Raw genomic sequence first — 19,449 nt, 5'->3', positions numbered from 1 at the left:
CGACCATGGCCACCGTCGCAGCGCGCCAGCGCACCTACGAAGTCCGCACCTACGGGTGCCAGATGAACGTGCACGACTCCGAGCGGCTGAGCGGGTCGCTGCAGGCGGCGGGCTACACGGCTGCGGACGGCGAGCAGGCCGACGTCGTCGTGATCAACACCTGTGCGGTGCGCGAGAACGCCGACAACCGTCTGTACGGCAACCTCGGGCAGCTGGCGGGCATCAAGCGCGACCACCCCGGCATGCAGATCGCCGTCGGTGGGTGCCTGGCGCAGAAGGACAAGAACGTCATCCTCGAGAAGGCGCCGTGGGTGGACGTGGTCTTCGGCACGCACAACATGGGCTCGTTGCCGACGCTGCTCGAACGTGCGCGGCACAATGACGAGGCGCAGATCGAGATCCTCGAAGCGCTCGACGTGTTCCCGTCGACGCTGCCGACCAAGCGGGACTCGACCCACAGCGGGTGGGTGTCGATCTCGGTCGGGTGCAACAACACGTGCACGTTCTGCATCGTCCCGTCGCTCCGCGGCAAGGAGAAGGACCGCCGCCCGGGTGACGTCCTCGCCGAGATCCAGGCGCTCGTCGACGACGGCGCGATCGAGGTCACGCTGCTCGGGCAGAACGTGAACTCGTACGGGGTCGAGTTCGGCGACCGTCAGGCGTTCGGCAAGCTGCTGCGCGCGGCAGGCACCATCGACGGCCTCGAGCGCATCCGCTTCACGAGTCCGCACCCGGCGGCGTTCACCGACGACGTCATCGACGCCATGGCCGAGACCCCGAACGTCATGCCGCAGCTGCACATGCCGTTGCAGTCCGGGTCCGACCGGGTCCTCAAGGCCATGCGTCGGAGCTACCGCAGCGAGCGGTTCCTCGGCATCCTCGACCGGGTGCGCGCCAAGATCCCGAACGCGGCGATCTCGACCGACATCATCGTCGGGTTCCCCGGCGAGACGGAAGAGGACTTCGCGGACACCCTCCGCGTCGTCGAGCAGGCGCGGTTCGCCAGCGCCTTCACGTTCCAGTACTCGATCCGCCCCGGCACCCCGGCGGCGACGATGGACGACCAGCTGCCGAAGCAGGTCGTGCAGGAGCGGTACGAGCGGCTCGTCGCCCTGCAGGAACGCATCACCGCGGAGGAGAACGCGGCGCAGGTCGGCCGGAGCGTCGAGGTCCTCGTCGCGACGGGCGAGGGGCGGAAGGACGACGCCACCCGCCGGTTGTCCGGACGCGCCGAGGACTCGCGGCTCGTGCACTTCTCGGTGCCGGACGGCTCCGCGGTCCCACGGCCCGGCGACGTCGTGACGGTCGAGATCACCCGAGCAGCCCCGCACTTCCTGATCGCCGACGACGACGCTCCACTGCGCATCCGGCGCACCCGGGCGGGCGACGCCTGGGACCGCGCCGAGGCCGAGAGCTGCGGCGTGCCGACCCCGGCGGCGCCCGGCGACGGTCCGCGTCCTGTGTCGCTCGGGCTGCCCACGCTCCGTGTCGGGCGCTGACGCCTCCCTCGGGGTGGACGAGGTGATCGCCGTCGTCGGGGCGACGGGGACGGGGAAGTCCGACCTCGGGATCGCGATCGCCGAACGCCTCCGCGCCGCCGGCCGGAACGCCGAGATCGTCAACGCCGACGCCATGCAGCTGTACCGCGGCATGGACATCGGCACCGCGAAGCTCCCGCTCGACGAACGGCACGGCATCCCGCACCTCCAACTCGACGTGCTCGACGTCACCGACGAGGCGAGCGTCGCCGCGTACCAGGTGGCCGCCCGAGCCGACGTGGACCGCATCCGTGCCGACGGCGGTGTCGCCGTGCTCGTCGGCGGCAGTGGTCTCTACGTGTCCTCCGTCCTGTTCGACCTGGCGTTCCCCGGCACCGACCCGGAACTCCGCGCGCAGCTCGAGCGCGAGCACGACGAGCTCGGTCCGGGCATCCTGCTCGAGCGGCTCCGCGGCATGGACCCGGCGGCCGCAGCGACGATCGATGCACGCAACCCACGGCGGTTGATCCGGGCACTCGAGATCGCGAGCCGATCCGAGGTCGTGACCCCGAGCCTCCCGTCCGCGCCCCGCGCTTGGCGACCGTCCCGGATCCTGCACCTGCGACGGGATCGCGAGCAGCTCGTCGCTGCGCTGCACGCGCGTGCGGCGGGCATGTTCGCCGCCGGGCTCGTCGACGAGGTCGCGGCTCTGCGCGAACGGGGCATCGAAGACGGGAAGACCGCGCGGGCCGCGATCGGGTACTCGCAGGCGCTCGACGTGCTGCGGGGGACCTCGACGACCGAGGCGGCGGTCGAGGCGACCGGCATCGCGACGCGCAAGTACGCCCGCCGGCAGGTGTCGTGGTTCCGTCGCTACGCCGACGCCGAGACCCTCGACGTCACCGGAGCCGACCGCGGGGACCTGTCGGAACTGGCCCGTAGGATCGTCCCGTGACCGAGCTGCACTTCACCAAGGGCCAGGGGACCGGCAACGACTTCGTCCTGTTCGCCGACCCCGACGCCACCGTCGACCTGACCCCCGAGCGGATCCGCGCGATCGCGGACCGACGCTTCGGTGTGGGCGGCGACGGCGTGATCCGTGCGGTGCGGTCCGAAGCGATCCCCGAAGGACGTGCCCTGGTATCCGTCGAACCCGCCGCGACGTGGTTCATGGACTACCACAACGCCGACGGCACGATCGCCGAGATGTGCGGCAACGGGATCCGGGTGTTCGCGCGGTACCTGACCGAGTCCGGCCTGGTCGAGCTCGCACCCGGCGAGACCCTGACCGTCGGCAGCCGCAAGGGCCTGGTCGACATCCAGCGGACCACGAACGGCTTCGCTGCCGACCTCGGCCGGTGGGGTCTGGGCATCGAGGGCGGCGGCTCCGACGACGTCATGGTGCGCGCCAAGAACCTCGACGGCGCCCGGCCAGGCATCGGCATCGACGTCGGCAACCCGCACGTCGTCGTCGCCGTCGCGACCGAGGACGAACTCGCCGACCTCGACCTGACCTTCCTGCCCGTGCTCGACCCGGCGCCCGAGCACGGTGCCAACGTCGAGTTCGTGCTGCCCGGTGACCCGCTCATCAACGACGGCGTCGGCGAGATCACGATGCGGGTGCACGAGCGGGGCAGTGGCGAGACGCTGTCGTGCGGCACCGGTGCGGTGGCTGCTGCCCTCGCGACGCGGTACTGGGTCGGCTCTGGTGCGCCGGACACCTGGCGCGTGCGGGTGCCGGGCGGCGTCGTGACGGTGCGGATGTTCGCGGCGGAGGACGGCGAGCACGTCTCGCTGTCCGGGCCGGCCGAGCTCGTGTTCTCCGGGGACTTGACGGTCTGACGCTGGGCGGGGCGCCGGGGGGGGCGGGGCGCCGCTGGGGCGGCGCGCGCCGCTTCGTGAGCAGAAATGGTCGGGTGCCCTGCGGCGACTCGACCATTTCTGCTCACGAAGCGGGCCCGGCGCGGCGCGGTGCGCGCCGCGGCGCGCCGCGCGCCGCCTGCCTACGCGATCCGGCGCACGCGGATGACGCGGAACCCCTTGTCGGTGGACGCCCGTGCGACGTGGAACCCGGCCCCGAGCACGCCGACGAGCCACTTCTGCAACGAGTCGCCACCGAGGTCCTTCGACACCACGAGCCAGGCGTCGCCCTCGACCTCGAGCCGGGGCAGCCACGTCAGCAGGATCTCGTGCAGTTCGTCCTTGCCGACGCGGATCGGCGGGTTCGACCAGATCGTCCGGAACCGCAGGTCGTCCGGGACGTCGTCGGGCAGGGCGATCGTGACGTTCGACGCACCCGCGGCCTCGGCGTTGGCCCGCGCGAGCCCGAGCACCCGTTCGTTGACGTCGACGCCCCACACCGAGGCGTCGGGGGAGTGCAGCGCCATCGTGATCGCGATCGGCCCCCAGCCGCAGCCGATGTCGAGCAGCGCGCCGTCGTGCGCGGGCGGCGGGACGGAACCGAGCAGCACGCGGGTGCCGCGGTCGAGGCCGTCCGGGCTGAAGACCCCTGCTGCCGTGGTCAGCGTGAGCGACCGGCCGGCGAGGGTGACGTCGATCTGGCGTTGGCTGGTGTCCGATGACGGGTTCGCGGAGAAGTAGTGGTCGTTCGCCATGGATGAACCGTAGCGGGAACCTGGTGTGTCCGAGGCCCGCCGGAGGTACCCTGTGGACAGGATGACGGATACCCATCAGCAGAACGACCAGACCAACGACGACAGCGCAGACGGTGTCGTCGAACGGGTGTTGCGCAACGCCGACCGCCGCGCAGCATCGTCCATCTTCGCCCCCGCCCAGGCGATCCAGACCCGCTCGGTCGACGAGCACGGGTGGGACGGCGACGGCGACCAGTACGACCGTGAAGACCGGGCGGCCCTGCGCCGCGTCGCCGGCCTCTCCACCGAGCTCGAGGACGTCACCGAGGTCGAGTACCGCCAGCTGCGGCTCGAGCAGGTCGTCCTGATCGGCGTGTACCCCCACGGTGACGCGCAGGACGCCGAGAACTCCCTGCGGGAGCTGTCCGCCCTGGCCGAGACGGCCGGCGCGGTGGTCCTCGACGGACTCCTCCAGCGTCGACCGAACCCCGACCCCGCGACCTACCTCGGCAAGGGCAAGGCGGAAGAGCTCGCGATGGTCGTCAAGGCCACGGGCGCCGACACGGTGATCGCGGACACCGAGCTCGCCCCGTCGCAGCGCCGTGCGCTCGAGGACGTGGTGAAGGTCAAGGTCATCGACCGCACGGCCGTGATCCTCGACATCTTCAGCCAGCACGCGAAGACCCGAGAGGGCAAGGCCCAGGTCGAGCTCGCGCAGCTCCAGTACCTGCTGCCCCGACTGCGCGGCTGGGGTGACTCGATGTCCCGGCAGGCCGGTGGTCAGGTCTCCGGCGGCGCGGGCATGGGCTCGCGTGGTCCCGGTGAGACGAAGATCGAGCTCGACCGACGTCGCATCCACACCCGCATGTCGAAGCTCCGCCGCCAGATCGCCGGGTTCCGCCCCGCGCGCGAGGCGAAGCGCGCCGACCGCCACCGCAACGAGGTGCCGAGCGTCGCGATCGCCGGCTACACGAACGCGGGCAAGTCCTCGCTCCTGAACCGTCTGACGAGCGCCGGGGTGCTGGTGCAGAACCAGCTGTTCGCGACGCTGGACGCCACGGTCCGCCGGACCGAGAGCACGAAGGGCCGCGAGTTCACCTTCGTGGACACGGTCGGCTTCGTCCGGAACCTGCCGCACCAGCTGGTCGAGGCCTTCCGCTCCACCCTCGAGGAGGTCGGCGAGGCCGACGTCATCGTGCACGTGGTCGACGGCTCGCACCCCGACCCCGGGGCGCAGCTCGCGACCGTGCGCGAGGTCATCGGCGACGTCGGCGCGCACGACATCCCCGAGATCGTCGTGTTCAACAAGGCCGACCTGATCGACGACGCACAGCGCCTGGTCCTGATCGGGCTCGCGTCGGACGCCGTCTTCGTGTCGGCCCGCACGGGCGAGGGCATCCCGGAGCTCCTCCGCACCATCGAGGAGCGCCTGCCGGAGCCCGACGTCGAGCTCACGGTGGTCGTGCCCTACGACCGCGGTGACCTCGTCTCCACGCTGCACGACGCCGGCGCGGTCGACTCCGTCGACTACGTCGAGGACGGCACCCGCCTGCGCGTGCGTGTCTTCCAGCGCCAGGTCGCGGAGCTCGATCCGTACGTGGTCGCTCCCGTCACGTCATGACGGCCAGCACCGGCTGACGGCCGGGACCGGCTGACGGCCGGGAGGCCCGACCCGCGTCCGTCGCGCGGGTGCGGTCCGGCCGCGGTTCCGTTCAACGCCGCACAACCGAAATCGGCTCGAACCACGAGATCTCGTGGTTCGAGCCGATTTCGGTAGTGCGTGGGTCAGTGCCCGGCACGGGGCAGTGCCCGTGGCGGGTCAGAGGGAGCGGAGGACCGCGACGACCTTGCCGAGCACCGACGCCGCATCGCCGAGGATCGGCTCGAACGCGGTGTTGCGGGGGAGTAGCCACGTGTGGCCGTCGCGCTGGCGGAAGACCTTGACGGTGGCTTCTTCGTCGAGCATGGCGGCGACGATGTCACCGTTCTCGGCGGTCTGCTGCGAGCGGACGACCACCCAGTCGCCGTCGCAGATCGCGGCGTCGATCATCGACTCGCCGACGACCTTGAGCATGAAGAGGTCGCCGGTACCAACGAGCTGCCGGGGGAGCGGGACGATCTCGTCGACGTGCTGCTCCGCCGTGATCGGGACACCGGCGGCGATCCGGCCGACCAGGGGCACGAGCGTGGTGGCGTCGACGTCGGGACCGGTGACGTCCGGGGTGGGCTCGTCGACCAGGACCTCGAGCGCACGCGGACGGTTCGGGTCGCGGCGGATCCAGCCGCCGAGCTCGAGCTGGCCGAGTTGGTGGGACACGCTCGACAGCGAGGAGAGCCCGGCCGCGTCGCCGATCTCACGCATGCTCGGCGGGTAGCCCCGCGAGGCGATGGACGCGCGGATGGCGTCGAGGATCGTCTGCTGCTTCGCGGTCAGCGGCTTCTGGCCCCGCAGTTCGTCCACCACGTCGTCTCGCTTTCGTCGGTGCTGAGCGGCCGTGGCGGGAATGTCGGTGGTCCCCGTTTGACTTGTCCCAGTCGATCGAAACAGTATCCGACCGGTCAACCCCGAACAAACACCTGTTCGAGCGTGTCGCAAGAAAACCCCGCAGAAATCCTCTCCCAGGACTTGTGCGTCGTCTGATTCGAAACTATGTTCGGTACACGACTTCGGTTCACCCGAACGGGAAGGCAAGAACGACATGAGCACCATCGCCATCGCTGACATCCAGCGCACCGCGGCCCCCGCCACGCGCGTCCGCCTGCGCCTGACGCGCCGCGGCCGCATCGTCTTCACGACGCTCGCCGCGCTCCCCCTCCTCATCGTCGTCGCCTTCTTCGTCCTGAACGGCGGGCAGGCGTCCGCCGGTGACGCCGCCGCTGGTGGCGCCCGGACGCAGTTCGACACGGTCACGATCCAGCCGGGCGAGACGCTCTGGCAGCTGGCCGAGGACACCGCGCCGAACGCCGACCCGCGCGACTTCGTGCAGGACGTCATCAGCCTCAACGCCCTCGACGGCTCCGGGCTGCAGGCCGGCGAGCAGATCGCCATCCCGACGAAGTACACCTCCGGCCAGTAGCTGCCGGACGTGGTCGACGGCAGTCCCGTCCGGACGGCTGGTCGTCCGGTGGTCACATCGGCCTACGATGGATCGGTGGCATTCACGCTCGAAGACCTCCCGATCCGAGACGACCTCCGCGGTCAGAGCCCGTACGGCGCTCCGCAGAAGCACGTGCGCGTCCAGCTGAACGTCAACGAGAACACGCATCCCGTGCCGGACGACGTGGCCGACGACATCGTCGCCTCGATCCGACAGGCGCTCGCGACGGTCAACCGCTACCCGGACCGCGAGTTCACGGAGCTTCGCGAGTCGCTGGCCCGGTACCTCGGGCACGGCCTGTCGGCAGAGCAGCTGTGGGCGGCGAACGGCTCGAACGAGGTCCTCCAGCAGCTGTTGCAGGCCTTCGGCGGCCCGGGGCGTTCCGTCCTCGGGTTCCCGCCCACCTACTCGATGCACTCGATCTTGGCGTCCGGCACCGGCACGGCCTGGATCCCGGCGCAGCGCGATGACGAGTACCGCATCTCGCCCGAGACCGTCGTGGCGGCGATCGAGCAACACCGGCCGGACATCGTGTTCCTGTGCGGGCCGAACAACCCCACGGGCACACCGTTGCCGATCGAGACGATCGAGGCCGCGTACGCCGCGACCAACGGCATCGTGATGGTGGACGAGGCCTACGCCGAGTTCATGCCGGCCGACGTGCCGAGCGCCCTCACGCTGCTGCCCGGGCGAGAGCGACTCGTGGTCTCCCGAACCATGAGCAAGGCGTTCGCGTTCGCCGGTGCACGGGTCGGCTACATGGCGGCACACCCCGCCGTGATCGACGCCGTCCGGCTCGTGCGGCTGCCGTACCACCTGTCCGTCCTGACGCAGGCGGCCGCGGTCGCGGCACTGCGCCACGCGCCCGAGATGCTCGCGATGGTCGACGACATCAAGCTGCAGCGTGACCGGATGGTGACCGAGCTGCAGGCCATGGGCTACCGGACGTACGAGACCTGGTCGAACTTCGTCCTGTTCGGTGGGGTCGCCGACCCGCACGCCGCGTTCGAGTCGCTGCTCGAGCGGGACGTCATCGTGCGCGACCTCGGGATCCCGAACCACCTGCGGGTGAGTGCCGGCACCGAAGAGGAGACCACCGCGTTCCTCGACGCCATGCGGCAGGTCGCCGCCGAGCAGCCGCCGGTTAGGGTTGGGGCATGACCGCCCGTACCGCCTCGATCAGCCGCAGCACGAGCGAATCGAGCGTCGAACTCGAGCTCGACCTCGACGGCACCGGCTCGTCCGACATCTCGACGAGCGTGCCGTTCTTCGACCACATGCTGACCGCGTTCAGCAAGCACTCGCTCATCGACCTGCGCGTGCGCTCGACCGGTGACACCGACATCGACGTGCACCACACGGTCGAGGACACCGGCATCGTGCTCGGACAGGCTCTCAAGCAGGCCCTCGGTGACCGCTCCGGCATCGGCCGCTACGGCGACGCCCTCGTGCCCCTCGACGAAGCGCTGGCCCAGGCGGTCGTCGACGTCTCCGGGCGTCCGTTCCTCGTGCACTCGGGTGAGCCCGAAGGGTTCGAGTTCCACCGCATCGGCGGTCACTTCACCGGGTCGATGATCCGCCACGTGTTCGAGGCGATCACGTTCAACGCGAGCATCACCGTGCACGTCCGGGTGCTCGGTGGCCGCGACCCACACCACATCGCCGAAGCCGAGTTCAAGGCGTTCGCGCGTGCGATGCGCAAGGCGGTCGAGCTCGACCCGCGCGTCGACGGCATCCCCTCCACCAAGGGCGCACTGTGACCGCGAAGCCGAACGTCGTCGTCCTCGACTACGGGTCGGGCAACGTCCACTCCGCCGCCAAGGCACTCGAGCGCGCCGGAGCCGAGGTCACGCTGACCTCCGACAAGCAGGCGGCGCTGCGTGCCGACGGCCTGCTCGTGCCCGGGGTCGGGGCGTTCGCCGCGGTCATCGACCAGCTCGAGGGCGTCCAGGGCGGCGAGATCGTCGACCACCGTCTGGCCGGCGGCCGTCCGGTGCTCGGCATCTGCGTCGGCATGCAGGTGCTGTTCTCCCGCGGCATCGAGCGCGGAGCCGACGTCGACGGGCTCGGGCAGTGGCCCGGCACCGTCGAGCAGCTCCAGGCCGAGGTCCTGCCGCACATGGGCTGGAACACCGTCCAGGCACCAGAGGACTCCGTGCTGTTCGACGGACTGCACGACGAGCGGTTCTACTTCGTGCACTCGTACGGCGTGACCGACTTCCCGCTCGACGCCTACGGTCCGTTCCGCGCTCCCGGCCTGACGTGGGCCGAACACGGGCAACGGTTCATCGCCGCGGTCGAGAACGGGCCGCTCACCGCGACCCAGTTCCACCCCGAGAAGTCCGGCGAGCCGGGCATCCGCCTGCTGACCAACTGGGTGCGCTCGCTCTGAACCCGGCCCGTGACGGGCGCGACTGCGCCGCCGGACGCGCCACGGGCCTCCAGGCCGAATCCCGCACCTCCTCCACCGCACCTTCTCCACCGTGACGAAACCGACAGGATCATGACCGACCTCACCGACACCTCGCCCCTCGTCCTGCTGCCCGCCGTCGACGTCGTCGACGGCCAGGCCGTCCGGCTGACCCAGGGCGAGGCGGGGAGCGAGACCGGCTACGGCGACCCCGTCGCCGCCGCGCGCACCTGGCGCGACCAGGGCGCGGAGTGGATCCACCTGGTGGACCTCGACGCGGCCTTCGGGCGGGGCGACAACCGCAAGGTGATCGCGCACGCGATCCGCGAGGTCGACGGCGTCTCCGTCGAGCTGTCGGGCGGCATCCGCGACGATGCCTCGCTCGAAGCCGCGCTGGCCACCGGCGCCGCCCGGGTCAACCTCGGCACGGCGGCGCTCGAGAACCCGGACTGGGCCGCTCGGGTGATCGGCGAGTACGGCGAGCAGATCGCCGTCGGGCTCGACGTGCGTGGCACGACCCTCGCCAGCCGCGGCTGGACCGAGGACGCCGGCGACCTGTGGGAGGTGCTCGACCGGCTCGAGGCCGCGGGGTGCGCCCGCTACGTCGTCACCGACGTCACGAAGGACGGCACGCTGCAGGGCCCGAACGTCGAGCTGCTGCGCCAGGTGTGCGACCGGACCGACCAGCCCGTCGTGGCCTCTGGTGGGATCTCGACGCTCGACGACCTGCGGGCGCTGCGCGAGCTCGTGCCGTTCGGGCTCGAGGGCGCGATCATCGGCAAGGCGCTGTACTCCGGGGCGTTCACGCTGCCGGCCGCACTCGACATCGCCTCGGAGTAGCGGCGTGGCGGGGATCTCCAACGGGCGCGGAACCGGTCCGGACGCGGCAACCGGTCTCGACGACGCGCACACCCCGGGTGGCGCGGCGGACTCGGCCGGCTTCACGTGGGAAGGCCGCACGTTCGACCACCACGACACCGCCTTCGCCGACGACGACGGACTGGCCGATCCCGCGCTGACCGCGGCGATCGCGGGCGTGGCCGCCGGTGGATCGCAGGCGGCGGTCGTCGAGGCACTGCGCTCCGCCCGCCTGCTCATCCCGCTCATCGCCGAGGCCGGCGACCTCGGCGAGACCGACGCCGGCAAGCTCGTGGACAAGACCCAGGAGCTCTCGATCGTGACGGTCGCCGGGCCCGACGGGCGGAGCGTGATGCCCGCGTTCACCTCGGTCGACGCGATGCACGCCTGGGACGCCGCTGCCCGGCCCGTGCCCGTGGAGTCACGCCGGGTGGCGATGGCCGCGGCGAGCGAGGAGACGCAGCTCGTCGTGCTCGACCCGAAGTCGGTCACCGAGTTCGTGCTCCGCCGTCCTGCGGTGTGGGCGCTCGGTCAGGACCTGCCGTGGACCCCGTGCTTCGAGGACCCCGAGGTCGCCCAGGCGTTCGCCGACTCGGTCGTGGGGGAGCGCAGCGTCGCCCGTGTCGAACTGACCCCCGGTGACCCGGTCGGACGTTTCGCCGGCCCGGAGCTGACCGTCGGACTGGCGTTGCACCCGGGGCTCGACCGTGAGCAGGTCGGCGAGCTCGTCGGACGCCTGCAGCAGCGGTGGTCGACGGACGCCGTCATCGCCGAACGCGTCGACAGCATGCGCGTCGCCCTGCGGGCAGCCTGAGCCGCGTCCGCCCTGCCACGCGCAACGCAGACCCGGCCGCGCGCGGCGGTGCGGCCCCGGGCCGGCCGACGTCGCCGGTACGATGGCCGGGTGAGCACGAACCCGACGACCAACCCCACCGGCGCGACCTCCATCGGTCCGACGGGTCGTCCTGTCCGGGAGTTCCCCGTGCCCGAGGAACTCGACAGCACCGGCCCCGCGCGCATCATCGCCCTCTGCAACCAGAAGGGCGGCGTCGGGAAGACCACCACGGCGATCAACCTCGGAGCAGCACTGGCGGAGTACGGCCGCAAGGTCCTGGCCGTCGACTTCGACCCGCAGGGTGCGCTCTCCGCGGGCCTCGGCGTCCGCACGCACGACATCCACACCGTCTACGACCTGCTCATGGGCGCCGTGAAGGACCCGCTCCAGGTCATCCAGCCGACGAACACCCCCGGGCTCGACGTGATCCCGGCGAACATCGACCTGTCCGCAGCCGAGGTGCACCTGGTCAACGAGGTCGCCCGTGAGCAGATCCTGGCGAGCGTGCTGCGCAAGGTCGCGAACGACTACGACGTGATCCTGGTCGACTGCCAGCCGTCGCTCGGCCTGCTCACCGTCAACGCCCTGACCGCGGCACACGGTGTGCTCATCCCGCTCGAGTGCGAGTTCTTCGCCCTGCGCGGTGTCGCCCTGCTCATCGAGACGATCGACAAGGTGCGCGACCGCCTCAACCCAGCGCTGACGCTCGACGGCATCCTGCCGACCATGTACGACTCGCGCACCCTGCACTCGCGCGAGGTCATGGAGCGCGTCGTCGACACCTTCGACGACCGGGTCCTCGACACCGTCATCGGGCGCACCGTGAAGTTCCCGGACGCCACGGTCTCCGCTCGACCGATCACCCAGACGGCGCCCGACCACGCCGCCGCCCACGCCTACCGGCAGCTCGCACGAGAGCTCGTCCAGCGTGGCGCCGTCGCCTGAGTCGGGGTTCCGGGTCCGGCTCACCAACTTCGACGGCCCGTTCGACCTCCTGCTGTCGCTCATCACGAAGCACGAGCTCGACATCACCGAGGTCTCGCTCGGCGTGGTCACGGGGGAGTTCATCCAGTACGTGCGTCAGGCCGAGTCGGCGGACGAACTCGACGAGGCGAGCGAGTTCCTCGTCGTCGCCGCGACGCTGCTCGACCTGAAGATCGTCGGGCTGCTGCCGCAGGGCGAGCTCGTCGACGCAGAGGACGTCGCCCTGCTCGAGGCCCGCGACCTGCTGTTCGCGCGGCTGCTGCAGTACCGGGCGTTCAAGCAGGCCGCCGACTGGTTCGGCGAACGCTGGGGTGTGGAGTCGCGTCGGCACGTCCGGAGCGTCCGGCTCGAGGAGCGGTTCCGCGCCCGCACGCCCGAGCTCGTGTGGACGCTCTCGGTGCAGGACTTCGCCGCGCTGGCAGCGCTGGCGTTCGCCCCGCGGGAGATCCCGACCGTCGGCCTCGACCACCTCCACGCGCCGCTCATCAGCATCCGCGAGCAGGCCGCGATCGTCGTCTCGATCCTGCGGACACGCGACGGCGAGGGCGTCTCGTTCCGCGAACTGGTCGCGGGCGTCGACCAGACGGGTATCGTGGTGGCTCGCTTCCTCGCGATCCTGGAGCTGTACCGGAACGCATCGATCTCGTTCGAACAACTCGAGCCGCTCGGGGAACTCACGCTCCGATGGACCGCCGAGGACTGGTCCGACGAGAGCCTCGCCAACCTGGGAGCCGACTATGACGGATGACGTGCACGACACGTCCAGCGCCGAACCCGGCGGCGCCGACGAGATAGCCGATGCCCGCGCGATCGAGCACGAGATCCACGCGCGTGCCGAGCACGACCACGACCACGCCCCGCAGGCGCACCCGGCGATCCCGATCGACCGCCAGCTCGAGGCGATCCTGATGATCGCGGACGAGCCCCAGTCGCTCGTCGCGCTCGGCGCCGCCGTGAACGCACCCGTCCCCGCCGTCCGCCAGGCCGTCGAACGCCTCGTCGCGGACTTCGACGGCGTCGACGGCACCACCCGCCGCGGGTTCGAACTCCGCGAGGTCGGCGGCGGCTGGCGCTTCTACGTCCGCCAGGACCTGGACGCCGTCGTCGAGCAGTTCGTCGAGGCCGAGCGTCCCTCGCGCCTGTCGCAGGCCGCGCTCGAGACCCTCGCGGTCGTCGCCTACAAGCAACCGATCACGCGATCCCAGATCGCGTCGATCCGCGCCGTCAACGTCGACGGCGTCGTCCGAACGCTGGTCGCGCGCGGTCTCATCGAGGAGTCGTTCACCGACTCCGAGACCGGCGCCATCAACTACGTCACGTCCGATCTGCTCCTGCAGCAGCTCGGCATCAACTCGCTCGACGAGCTGCCGCTCATCTCGCCCCTCCTGGACGACGGTGCGGACGGCTTCGGGCAGAACGAAGGGATCCCCGATGGCCGGGTTTGACGACCGGGGGCGCGGCGCGCCCCGAGACCGAGACGACCGCAACGGACGCTCAGGAGGCCCGGATCGCCCCGGGCGTTCGGCTCCCGGCCGCGGCGGGGCCGGCTCCAGTGCCGGTGGCCGCTCCGGCGGGTACGGTCGCGACGACCGCGGGGGCGCACGTCCGCCGCGTGACGACGACCGGCGCGGCGGCTATCCGCCGCGCGACGACCGTAGCGGCGACCGAGGTGGGTACCGGGGTCGCGATGACCGCAGCTCGGCGCCGCGTGATGACCGTGGTGGGTACCGGGGTCGCGACGACCGCAGCTCGGCGCCGCGTGATGACCGTGGTGGGTACCGGGGTCGCGATGACCGCAGCTCGGCGCCGCGTGATGACCGTGGTGGGTACCGCGGGCGTGACGACCGCGCCGGCGGCGGCGACCGTGGTGGGTACCGGGGCAGCTCGGCGCCGCGTGATGACCGTGGTGGATACCGCGGGCGCGACGACCGCAGTTCCTCGCCGCGTGATGACCGTGGCGGCTACCGGGGCACCTCCGCCCCGCGCGACGACCGCGGCAGCTACCGGGGCAACTCCGCCCCTCGCGACGACCGTGGTGGGTACCGGGGTCGCGACGACCGCAGCGCAGCTCCGCGTGACGACCGTGGCGGCTACCGGGGTCGCGATGACCGTAGCTCCGCTCCGCGCGACGACCGCGGCGGCTACCGCGGCCGCGACGATCGGAACGGCGCACAACCAAACTCTCGCGGAACCGGTGATTCGCGTGGTTCGGGAGCATCTCGGTGGGGCGGCGATGATCGGAACCGCGGTCGCGACGACCGCCGCTCGGCTCCCCGCGACGACCGCCGCTCGGCTCCCCGCGACGACCGACGCGACAGCCGTGACGACCGCCGCGGCCCCGACGGCCAGCAGAGCCGCGTGTGGCACAACGGCCGCCGCTACGTCGGCGGCACCACGAGCGTCCGCAACAGCGACCGCCCCGGCAAGAGCAGCAACGCCGCCAACGGCCGCACCACGCCGAAGCCGAGCGGTGAGCGCGACAGCCACGGCGCCCCGGTGGAGGGCACGCCCGAACGGCCGATCATCGAGGACTGGGACGCGGCGGACGGGACGACGTCTGCCGGGGCCGAACCGGGCCTCCAGGCAGAGGGGGAGCGCCTGCAGAAGGTGATCGCCGCTGCGGGCGTGGCATCTCGCCGCGTCGCCGAGAACCTGATCGTCGAGGGCCGCGTGACGGTCAACGGGCAGGTGGTGGACGCCCTCGGGCGTCGTGTCGACCCCGCGACGGACGCGATCTCGGTGGACGGTGTGCCGGTGCAGATCGACTCCTCGCGGCGGTACATCGTGCTGAACAAGCCGACCGGTGTCGTCTCGAGCCTGCAGGACGAGCGCGGTCGCCGCGACCTGACCGAGTTCGTGGACCGCTACGAGGAGCGCCTGTTCAACGTCGGCCGCCTGGACACCGAGACCTCCGGGCTGCTCGTCCTGACGAACGACGGCGACCTGGCGCACGTGCTGGCGCACCCGTCGTTCGGCGTGCAGAAGACCTACATCGCGAAGGTGCACGGCAACGTGAACCCCGCCGTGGTGCAGCGTCTGACCGAGGGCGTCGAGCTCGAGGACGGTCCGATCAAGGCCGACAAGGTGCGGTTGCTCGAGTCCTCGCGGGGTGAGTCGCTCGTCGAGATCACGCTGCACTCCGGCCGCAACCGGATCGTCCGTCGCATGCTCGAGGCCGTCGACCACCCGGTCCTCGAACTCGTGCGGCGCTCGTTCGGGCCGCTGCACCTCGGCAGCCTGCCGCCGGGCAAGATGCGTGAGCTGGGCACGGTCGAGGTCGGGAAGCTGCTCGGCACCGTCCGCGATGCGAAGCCCTCCGCTCGTGACGACCGCGACGTCGCCCTCGACCAGGGCGAGGACGACGAGTGGGACGACGAGACCGCGGACTGACCGCGACCGGCTGCGACCGGCCTGCGTCCGGCCTGCGACCGGCCTGCGACCGACCCTCGAGCCCTGACCGACACACGGGCCGTGAACGACACCCGGGCGTCGACCGACGCCCGGGTGTCGGTCGGTAGGCTTGCCCGGTGACCGACCTGACCCCGCCCGACATCGACCGCCGCGTGCGCGGCCCGGTGCGGGTCGTCGGCACCGGGCTCCTCGGCACCTCGATCGGTCTGGCGCTGCGCGAGAAGGGGGTCGACGTCGTCCTCGACGACGTCTCGCCCGGTGCGCTGGCGCTCGCCGTCGACTACGGGGCCGGCCGCCGGCCCGAACCCGGCGACCAGCCCGAACTCGTGGTGGTGGCGGTCCCGCCGGACGTCGTGGCGACGGTCGTCGCCCGCGAACTGTCCGCGTACTCGGACGCCATCGTGACCGACGTCGCGAGCGTCAAGGCCGGACCGTTGGCCGAGCTCGTGGCGGCCGGTGCCGACGTCACCCGCTACATCGGGTCGCACCCGATGGCCGGACGGGAACGCAGCGGGCCGAGCGCCGCCCGCGCGGATCTGTTCGTCGGCAGCCCCTGGGTGATCGCCGGTCACGACGCCATCAGCTACCAGCGCGCCGCCGTGGTCGAGGACCTGGCGCTCGACGTCGGCGCGACCGTCGTGCCGATGGACCCGGCGTCGCACGACCTGGCCGTGGCCTACGTCTCGCACGTGCCGCAGCTCGTGTCGACGTTGATGGCCTCGCGGCTGCGTGACGCCCCCGACGGCTCCCTCGGCATGGCGGGCGGTGGCGTCCGCGACGTCACCCGTGTCGCCGCGAGCGACCCCGGCCTGTGGGTGCAGATCATCGGCGCGAACGCGGCCAACGTCCGGCGGGTGCTGTCCGACCTGCGCGACGAGCTGAGCGGCGTGATCGGGGCGCTCGACGACCCCGCCGCCGCCGGGGCACCGCGCACCCTGGCCGAGACGATCGCCGCCGGCAACCGTGGTGTCGAACGGCTGCCCGGCAAGCACGGCACCACCAAGCGCTTCGCCCAGGTGGTCGTCCTCGTCGACGACACCCCAGGGCAGATCGCCGCGCTCCTGACGTTCATCGGGGAGATCGGCATCAACCTCGAGGACATGCGCCTCGAGCACTCACCGGGCGCGCAGATCGGCATCGTCGAGGTGTCGGTCCTGCCCGAGCAGGAACAGCGACTCGTCGAGGAACTCGAGGGTCGCGGATGGAGGATCGCAGCAGCATGGGCCTGAACGACACGAACGCAGCGACGAACGACTCCGGCGTGACCGGCGACTCCGGCGTCACCGGCGGGCCGGACGGTCCGGACTCCGGTCTGCCGACCCCGACGCCCGGTGACGGCGCTCGCGGTGGCGCGGACGGCGGCCCGCTCGGCGGTCCGGCCGGCGGCCTCGGCGAGCCCGGTGGCGAACCCGGTTCGACGAGCGCCCCCGTACCGGCCGGTCTCACCGACGGCGCCTACGTCGCGAAGATCGTCATCGCGGTCGACGGCCCCGCGGGCAGCGGCAAGTCGAGCGTCTCCCGCGCGGCCGCCCGAGCCCTCGGCTACGGCTACCAGGACACCGGTGCCGCCTACCGCGCCCTCGCCTGGCACGCCCTGCAGCAGCGGGTCGACCTCGACGACGCGGCGGCGATCCTGGCGAGCTGGGACACCTTCGACTACGCCATCGGCACCGACCCCGACGACTACTACGTGCGCGTGGGGGAGACCGACGTCACCGACGCGATCCGCACCCCGGACGTGACGGGCGCGGTGGCCCACATCGCGAAGCTCCCCGACGTCCGACACCGCCTCGTGCAGCTGTTCCGGAACGTCATGCGGAAAACCGACGCACCGGGCATCATCACCGAGGGTCGGGACATCACCACGGTGGTCGCACCCGACGCCGAGGTCCGGATCCTGCTGACGGCCGACGAGTCCGTTAGAATGGCCCGGCGCTCGGCGGAGGTCACGACCCAGTCGGCCGCAGAGACCTCCGCCGCACTCGCTCGTCGAGACGCGGCGGACGCGAAGGTCGTCGACTTCATGAACGCCGCAGACGGCGTCACGACGCTCGACTCCACCGACCTCGACTTCGACCAGACCGTGCAGGCGGTCGTCGACCTGGCCCGCGCGGCCACGCACTGACGCACGACCGGACGGCCTCGGCCGCCTGGTCACACCACGGCCGGATCTCCGGCCCGGCCGGGAACGGCCACCGACACCGCGGCTCCGGCCGCTCGCGAGGAACCCACCATGGCTCAGTTGGACAACCCGGACAACGACGACTTCCCCCAGTACGACGACGCCCTCGGCGAGCGGCTCGCCGGGCTCGACGAGGCCGAGGCCGAGCAGCGCGCGACCGCGCTCCGCGCCGGACTCGAGGAGTACGACCTCGAGGACGAGGACCTCGCCCTGCTCGAGGCGGGTCAGGTCGGCGAGGACGGCGTCCACTACCTGCCCGCCTACCCGGTGCTCGCGATCGTCGGCCGCCCGAACGTCGGCAAGTCCGCGCTCGTCAACCGCATCCTCGGTCGTCGCGAGGCCGTCGTGCAGGACGTCCCCGGCGTCACGCGTGACCGCGTCAGCTACAAGGCCGACTGGAACGACAAGCGCTTCACGCTCGTCGACACCGGCGGCTGGGAGCCCGGCGCCGAGGGCATCAACGCCTCGGTCGCCGCGCAGGCCGAGGTCGCGATCGACCTCGCCGACGCCGTGCTGTTCGTCGTCGACGTCACGGTCGGCATCACCGCCACCGACGAGCACGTCGTCAAGATGCTCCGCGGCACCGACCGCCCCGTCATCGTCGTCGCGAACAAGGCCGACGACGAGCGCCGTGAACTCGACGCCTACGAGCTCTGGAACCTGGGGCTCGGCGAGCCGCACCCGGTGTCGGCGCTGCACGGCCGTGGTGTCGCGGATCTGCTCGACCTCATCATCAAGACGCTGCCAGACACCTCGGCCGTCGCCAAGCAGGAGGTCGGTGGCCCCCGCCGCGTCGCCATCCTCGGCCGCCCGAACGTCGGCAAGAGCTCGCTGCTCAACAAGGCCGCCGGTGAAGAGCGCGTCGTCGTGAACGACATCGCCGGCACCACCCGCGACCCGGTGGACGAGCAGATCGAGCTCGGCGGCAAGGTGTGGCGGTTCGTCGACACCGCCGGCATCCGGAAGCGCGTCCACATGCAGCAGGGCGCCGACTTCTACGCCTCGCTCCGCACCACCGCGGCGCTGGAGAAGGCCGAGGTCGCCGTCGTCGTCCTCGACGTCACCGAGCCCGTCTCCGTGCAGGACCTGCGCATCATCGACCTGGTGCTCGAGTCGGGTCGTGCGCTCGTCCTGGCCTACAACAAGTGGGACCTGCTCGACGACGAACGGCGCCGCTACCTCGAGCGTGAGATCGAGCAGGACCTGGCGCACGTTGCCTGGGCCCCGCGCGTGAACATCTCCGCCCGTACCGGCCGTCACCTCGAGAAGCTCGTGCCGGCGCTCGAGACCGCCCTCGCGTCGTGGGACACCCGCATCCCCACCGGCAAGGTCAACGCCTTCATCGCCGAGCTCGTCCAGGAGCACCCCCACCCCGTGCGCGGCGGCAAGCAGCCCCGCATCCTGTTCGGGACCCAGGCGTCGAGCCAGCCGCCGACGTTCGTGCTCTTCACGTCGGCGTTCCTCGACCCGCAGTACCGACGGTTCATCACCCGTCGACTCCGCGAGGTCTGGGGCTTCTCCGGCACCCCGATCAACGTCAACATGCGGGTGCGCGAGCGCCGGAAGCGCTGAGTCGCAGCCGCACCACACACAACGCGT

At 71.5% G+C, this 19,449-nt stretch carries 19 protein-coding genes; 17 read left to right on the top strand and 2 right to left on the bottom strand.

Annotated features, from left to right (window positions below; translation table 11 throughout):
* Positions 1 to 5 precede the first annotated feature (5 nt).
* Genes miaB through dapF form a run of 3 tightly spaced genes read left to right on the top strand, consistent with a single transcriptional unit; the run spans position 6 to position 3,320 of the window.
* Positions 6 to 1,499 carry a tRNA (N6-isopentenyl adenosine(37)-C2)-methylthiotransferase MiaB gene (gene miaB / locus ABH929_RS12085; protein WP_404561419.1) on the top strand — a complete coding sequence of 498 codons (1,494 nt, stop codon included), beginning with the start codon at positions 6 to 8 and terminating at the stop codon, positions 1,497 to 1,499.
* Positions 1,486 to 2,433 carry a tRNA (adenosine(37)-N6)-dimethylallyltransferase MiaA gene (miaA, locus tag ABH929_RS12080; RefSeq protein ID WP_404561418.1) on the top strand — a complete coding sequence of 316 codons (948 nt, stop codon included), beginning with the start codon at positions 1,486 to 1,488 and terminating at the stop codon, positions 2,431 to 2,433. The genes miaB and miaA overlap by 14 nt, the downstream gene beginning before the upstream one ends.
* Positions 2,430 to 3,320, top strand: coding sequence for a diaminopimelate epimerase (gene dapF / locus ABH929_RS12075; protein ID WP_404561417.1), 891 nt, complete (start codon positions 2,430 to 2,432; stop codon positions 3,318 to 3,320). Before miaA ends, dapF begins: the two co-directional genes overlap by 4 nt.
* A 161-nt stretch (positions 3,321 to 3,481) precedes the next feature.
* Here dapF and ABH929_RS12070 read toward each other — a convergent pair whose 3' ends face one another.
* Entirely contained in the window at positions 3,482 to 4,093 is a 612-nt protein-coding gene (locus tag ABH929_RS12070) for a class I SAM-dependent methyltransferase (RefSeq protein WP_404561416.1), read from the bottom strand.
* A 61-nt stretch (positions 4,094 to 4,154) separates the two neighbouring features.
* On the opposite strand from ABH929_RS12070, the gene hflX reads away from it, so the two are divergent.
* Entirely contained in the window at positions 4,155 to 5,693 is a 1,539-nt protein-coding gene (hflX, locus tag ABH929_RS12065) for a GTPase HflX (protein ID WP_111084601.1), read from the top strand.
* 198 nt (positions 5,694 to 5,891) lie between these two features.
* On the opposite strand, the gene lexA is transcribed toward hflX, so the two are convergent.
* Complete coding sequence (gene lexA / locus ABH929_RS12060; RefSeq protein WP_111084602.1) at positions 5,892 to 6,536, bottom strand: transcriptional repressor LexA; 645 nt, start codon at positions 6,534 to 6,536, stop codon at positions 5,892 to 5,894.
* A gap of 235 nt (positions 6,537 to 6,771) precedes the next feature.
* Here lexA and ABH929_RS12055 point away from each other — a divergent pair, with 235 nt between their 5' ends.
* The 13 genes from ABH929_RS12055 (at position 6,772) to der (ending at position 19,422) form a co-directional block, all read left to right on the top strand.
* Positions 6,772 to 7,149: a LysM peptidoglycan-binding domain-containing protein gene (locus tag ABH929_RS12055; RefSeq protein ID WP_404561415.1), complete on the top strand. Its 378-nt coding sequence runs from the start codon at positions 6,772 to 6,774 to the stop codon at positions 7,147 to 7,149.
* Positions 7,150 to 7,224: 75 nt separating this feature from the next.
* Entirely contained in the window at positions 7,225 to 8,331 is a 1,107-nt protein-coding gene (locus ABH929_RS12050) for a histidinol-phosphate transaminase (RefSeq protein ID WP_404561414.1), read from the top strand.
* Positions 8,328 to 8,930: an imidazoleglycerol-phosphate dehydratase HisB gene (gene hisB, locus ABH929_RS12045; RefSeq protein ID WP_404561413.1), complete on the top strand. Its 603-nt coding sequence runs from the start codon at positions 8,328 to 8,330 to the stop codon at positions 8,928 to 8,930. Before ABH929_RS12050 ends, hisB begins: the two co-directional genes overlap by 4 nt.
* On the top strand, positions 8,927 to 9,562 hold the full coding sequence (gene hisH / locus ABH929_RS12040; protein WP_205464276.1) for an imidazole glycerol phosphate synthase subunit HisH: 636 nt from the start codon (positions 8,927 to 8,929) through the stop codon (positions 9,560 to 9,562). Before hisB ends, hisH begins: the two co-directional genes overlap by 4 nt.
* Positions 9,563 to 9,673: 111 nt before the next feature.
* Positions 9,674 to 10,420 (top strand): bifunctional 1-(5-phosphoribosyl)-5-((5-phosphoribosylamino)methylideneamino)imidazole-4-carboxamide isomerase/phosphoribosylanthranilate isomerase PriA, encoded by a 747-nt coding sequence (gene priA / locus ABH929_RS12035; RefSeq protein WP_111084607.1) that lies wholly within the window; start codon positions 9,674 to 9,676, stop codon positions 10,418 to 10,420.
* A 4-nt stretch (positions 10,421 to 10,424) separates the two neighbouring features.
* Entirely contained in the window at positions 10,425 to 11,252 is an 828-nt protein-coding gene (locus ABH929_RS12030) for an SseB family protein (RefSeq protein ID WP_404561412.1), read from the top strand.
* Positions 11,253 to 11,342: 90 nt separating this feature from the next.
* Positions 11,343 to 12,218: a ParA family protein gene (locus ABH929_RS12025; RefSeq protein WP_404561411.1), complete on the top strand. Its 876-nt coding sequence runs from the start codon at positions 11,343 to 11,345 to the stop codon at positions 12,216 to 12,218.
* A complete protein-coding gene (locus ABH929_RS12020) occupies positions 12,202 to 13,005 on the top strand; it encodes a ScpA family protein (protein ID WP_263090356.1) in 804 nt (267 codons plus the stop codon). Before ABH929_RS12025 ends, ABH929_RS12020 begins: the two co-directional genes overlap by 17 nt.
* The gene (scpB, locus tag ABH929_RS12015) at positions 12,995 to 13,702 is read left to right on the top strand and encodes an SMC-Scp complex subunit ScpB (protein ID WP_404561410.1); all 708 of its coding nucleotides are present in this window, start codon (positions 12,995 to 12,997) and stop codon (positions 13,700 to 13,702) included. Before ABH929_RS12020 ends, scpB begins: the two co-directional genes overlap by 11 nt.
* Before the next feature lie 1,153 nt (positions 13,703 to 14,855).
* Complete coding sequence (locus tag ABH929_RS12010) at positions 14,856 to 15,647, top strand: pseudouridine synthase (RefSeq protein ID WP_228510267.1); 792 nt, start codon at positions 14,856 to 14,858, stop codon at positions 15,645 to 15,647.
* Positions 15,648 to 15,784: 137 nt separating this feature from the next.
* The gene (locus ABH929_RS12005) at positions 15,785 to 16,897 is read left to right on the top strand and encodes a prephenate dehydrogenase (RefSeq protein ID WP_404561409.1); all 1,113 of its coding nucleotides are present in this window, start codon (positions 15,785 to 15,787) and stop codon (positions 16,895 to 16,897) included.
* Positions 16,898 to 17,136: 239 nt separating this feature from the next.
* Positions 17,137 to 17,793 (top strand): (d)CMP kinase, encoded by a 657-nt coding sequence (cmk, locus tag ABH929_RS12000; protein ID WP_111084641.1) that lies wholly within the window; start codon positions 17,137 to 17,139, stop codon positions 17,791 to 17,793.
* Positions 17,794 to 17,901: 108 nt separating this feature from the next.
* On the top strand, positions 17,902 to 19,422 hold the full coding sequence (der, locus tag ABH929_RS11995) for a ribosome biogenesis GTPase Der (protein ID WP_111084613.1): 1,521 nt from the start codon (positions 17,902 to 17,904) through the stop codon (positions 19,420 to 19,422).
* The last annotated feature ends 27 nt before the right edge of the window (positions 19,423 to 19,449 follow it).

Source organism: Curtobacterium sp. AB7, assembly GCF_044909335.1.
In the GTDB taxonomy this organism is placed as follows: domain Bacteria; phylum Actinomycetota; class Actinomycetes; order Actinomycetales; family Microbacteriaceae; genus Curtobacterium.
The sequence above is the reverse complement of the archived record's forward strand: the minus strand, read 5'-3'. Positions and strand labels throughout refer to the sequence as shown.

What these genes read in the sequence shown, in the direction of transcription:
- hflX (WP_111084601.1), top strand. Translation starts at nt 4,155, where the DNA reads ATGACGGATACCCATCAGCAGAACGACCAGACCAACGACGACAGCGCA.
- ABH929_RS12070 (WP_404561416.1), bottom strand. Translation starts at nt 4,093, where the DNA reads ATGGCGAACGACCACTACTTCTCCGCGAACCCGTCATCGGACACCAGC.
- miaB (WP_404561419.1), top strand. Translation starts at nt 6, where the DNA reads ATGGCCACCGTCGCAGCGCGCCAGCGCACCTACGAAGTCCGCACCTAC.
- hisB (WP_404561413.1), top strand. Translation starts at nt 8,328, where the DNA reads ATGACCGCCCGTACCGCCTCGATCAGCCGCAGCACGAGCGAATCGAGC.
- scpB (WP_404561410.1), top strand. Translation starts at nt 12,995, where the DNA reads ATGACGGATGACGTGCACGACACGTCCAGCGCCGAACCCGGCGGCGCC.
- priA (WP_111084607.1), top strand. Translation starts at nt 9,674, where the DNA reads ATGACCGACCTCACCGACACCTCGCCCCTCGTCCTGCTGCCCGCCGTC.
- ABH929_RS12055 (WP_404561415.1), top strand. Translation starts at nt 6,772, where the DNA reads ATGAGCACCATCGCCATCGCTGACATCCAGCGCACCGCGGCCCCCGCC.
- der (WP_111084613.1), top strand. Translation starts at nt 17,902, where the DNA reads ATGGCTCAGTTGGACAACCCGGACAACGACGACTTCCCCCAGTACGAC.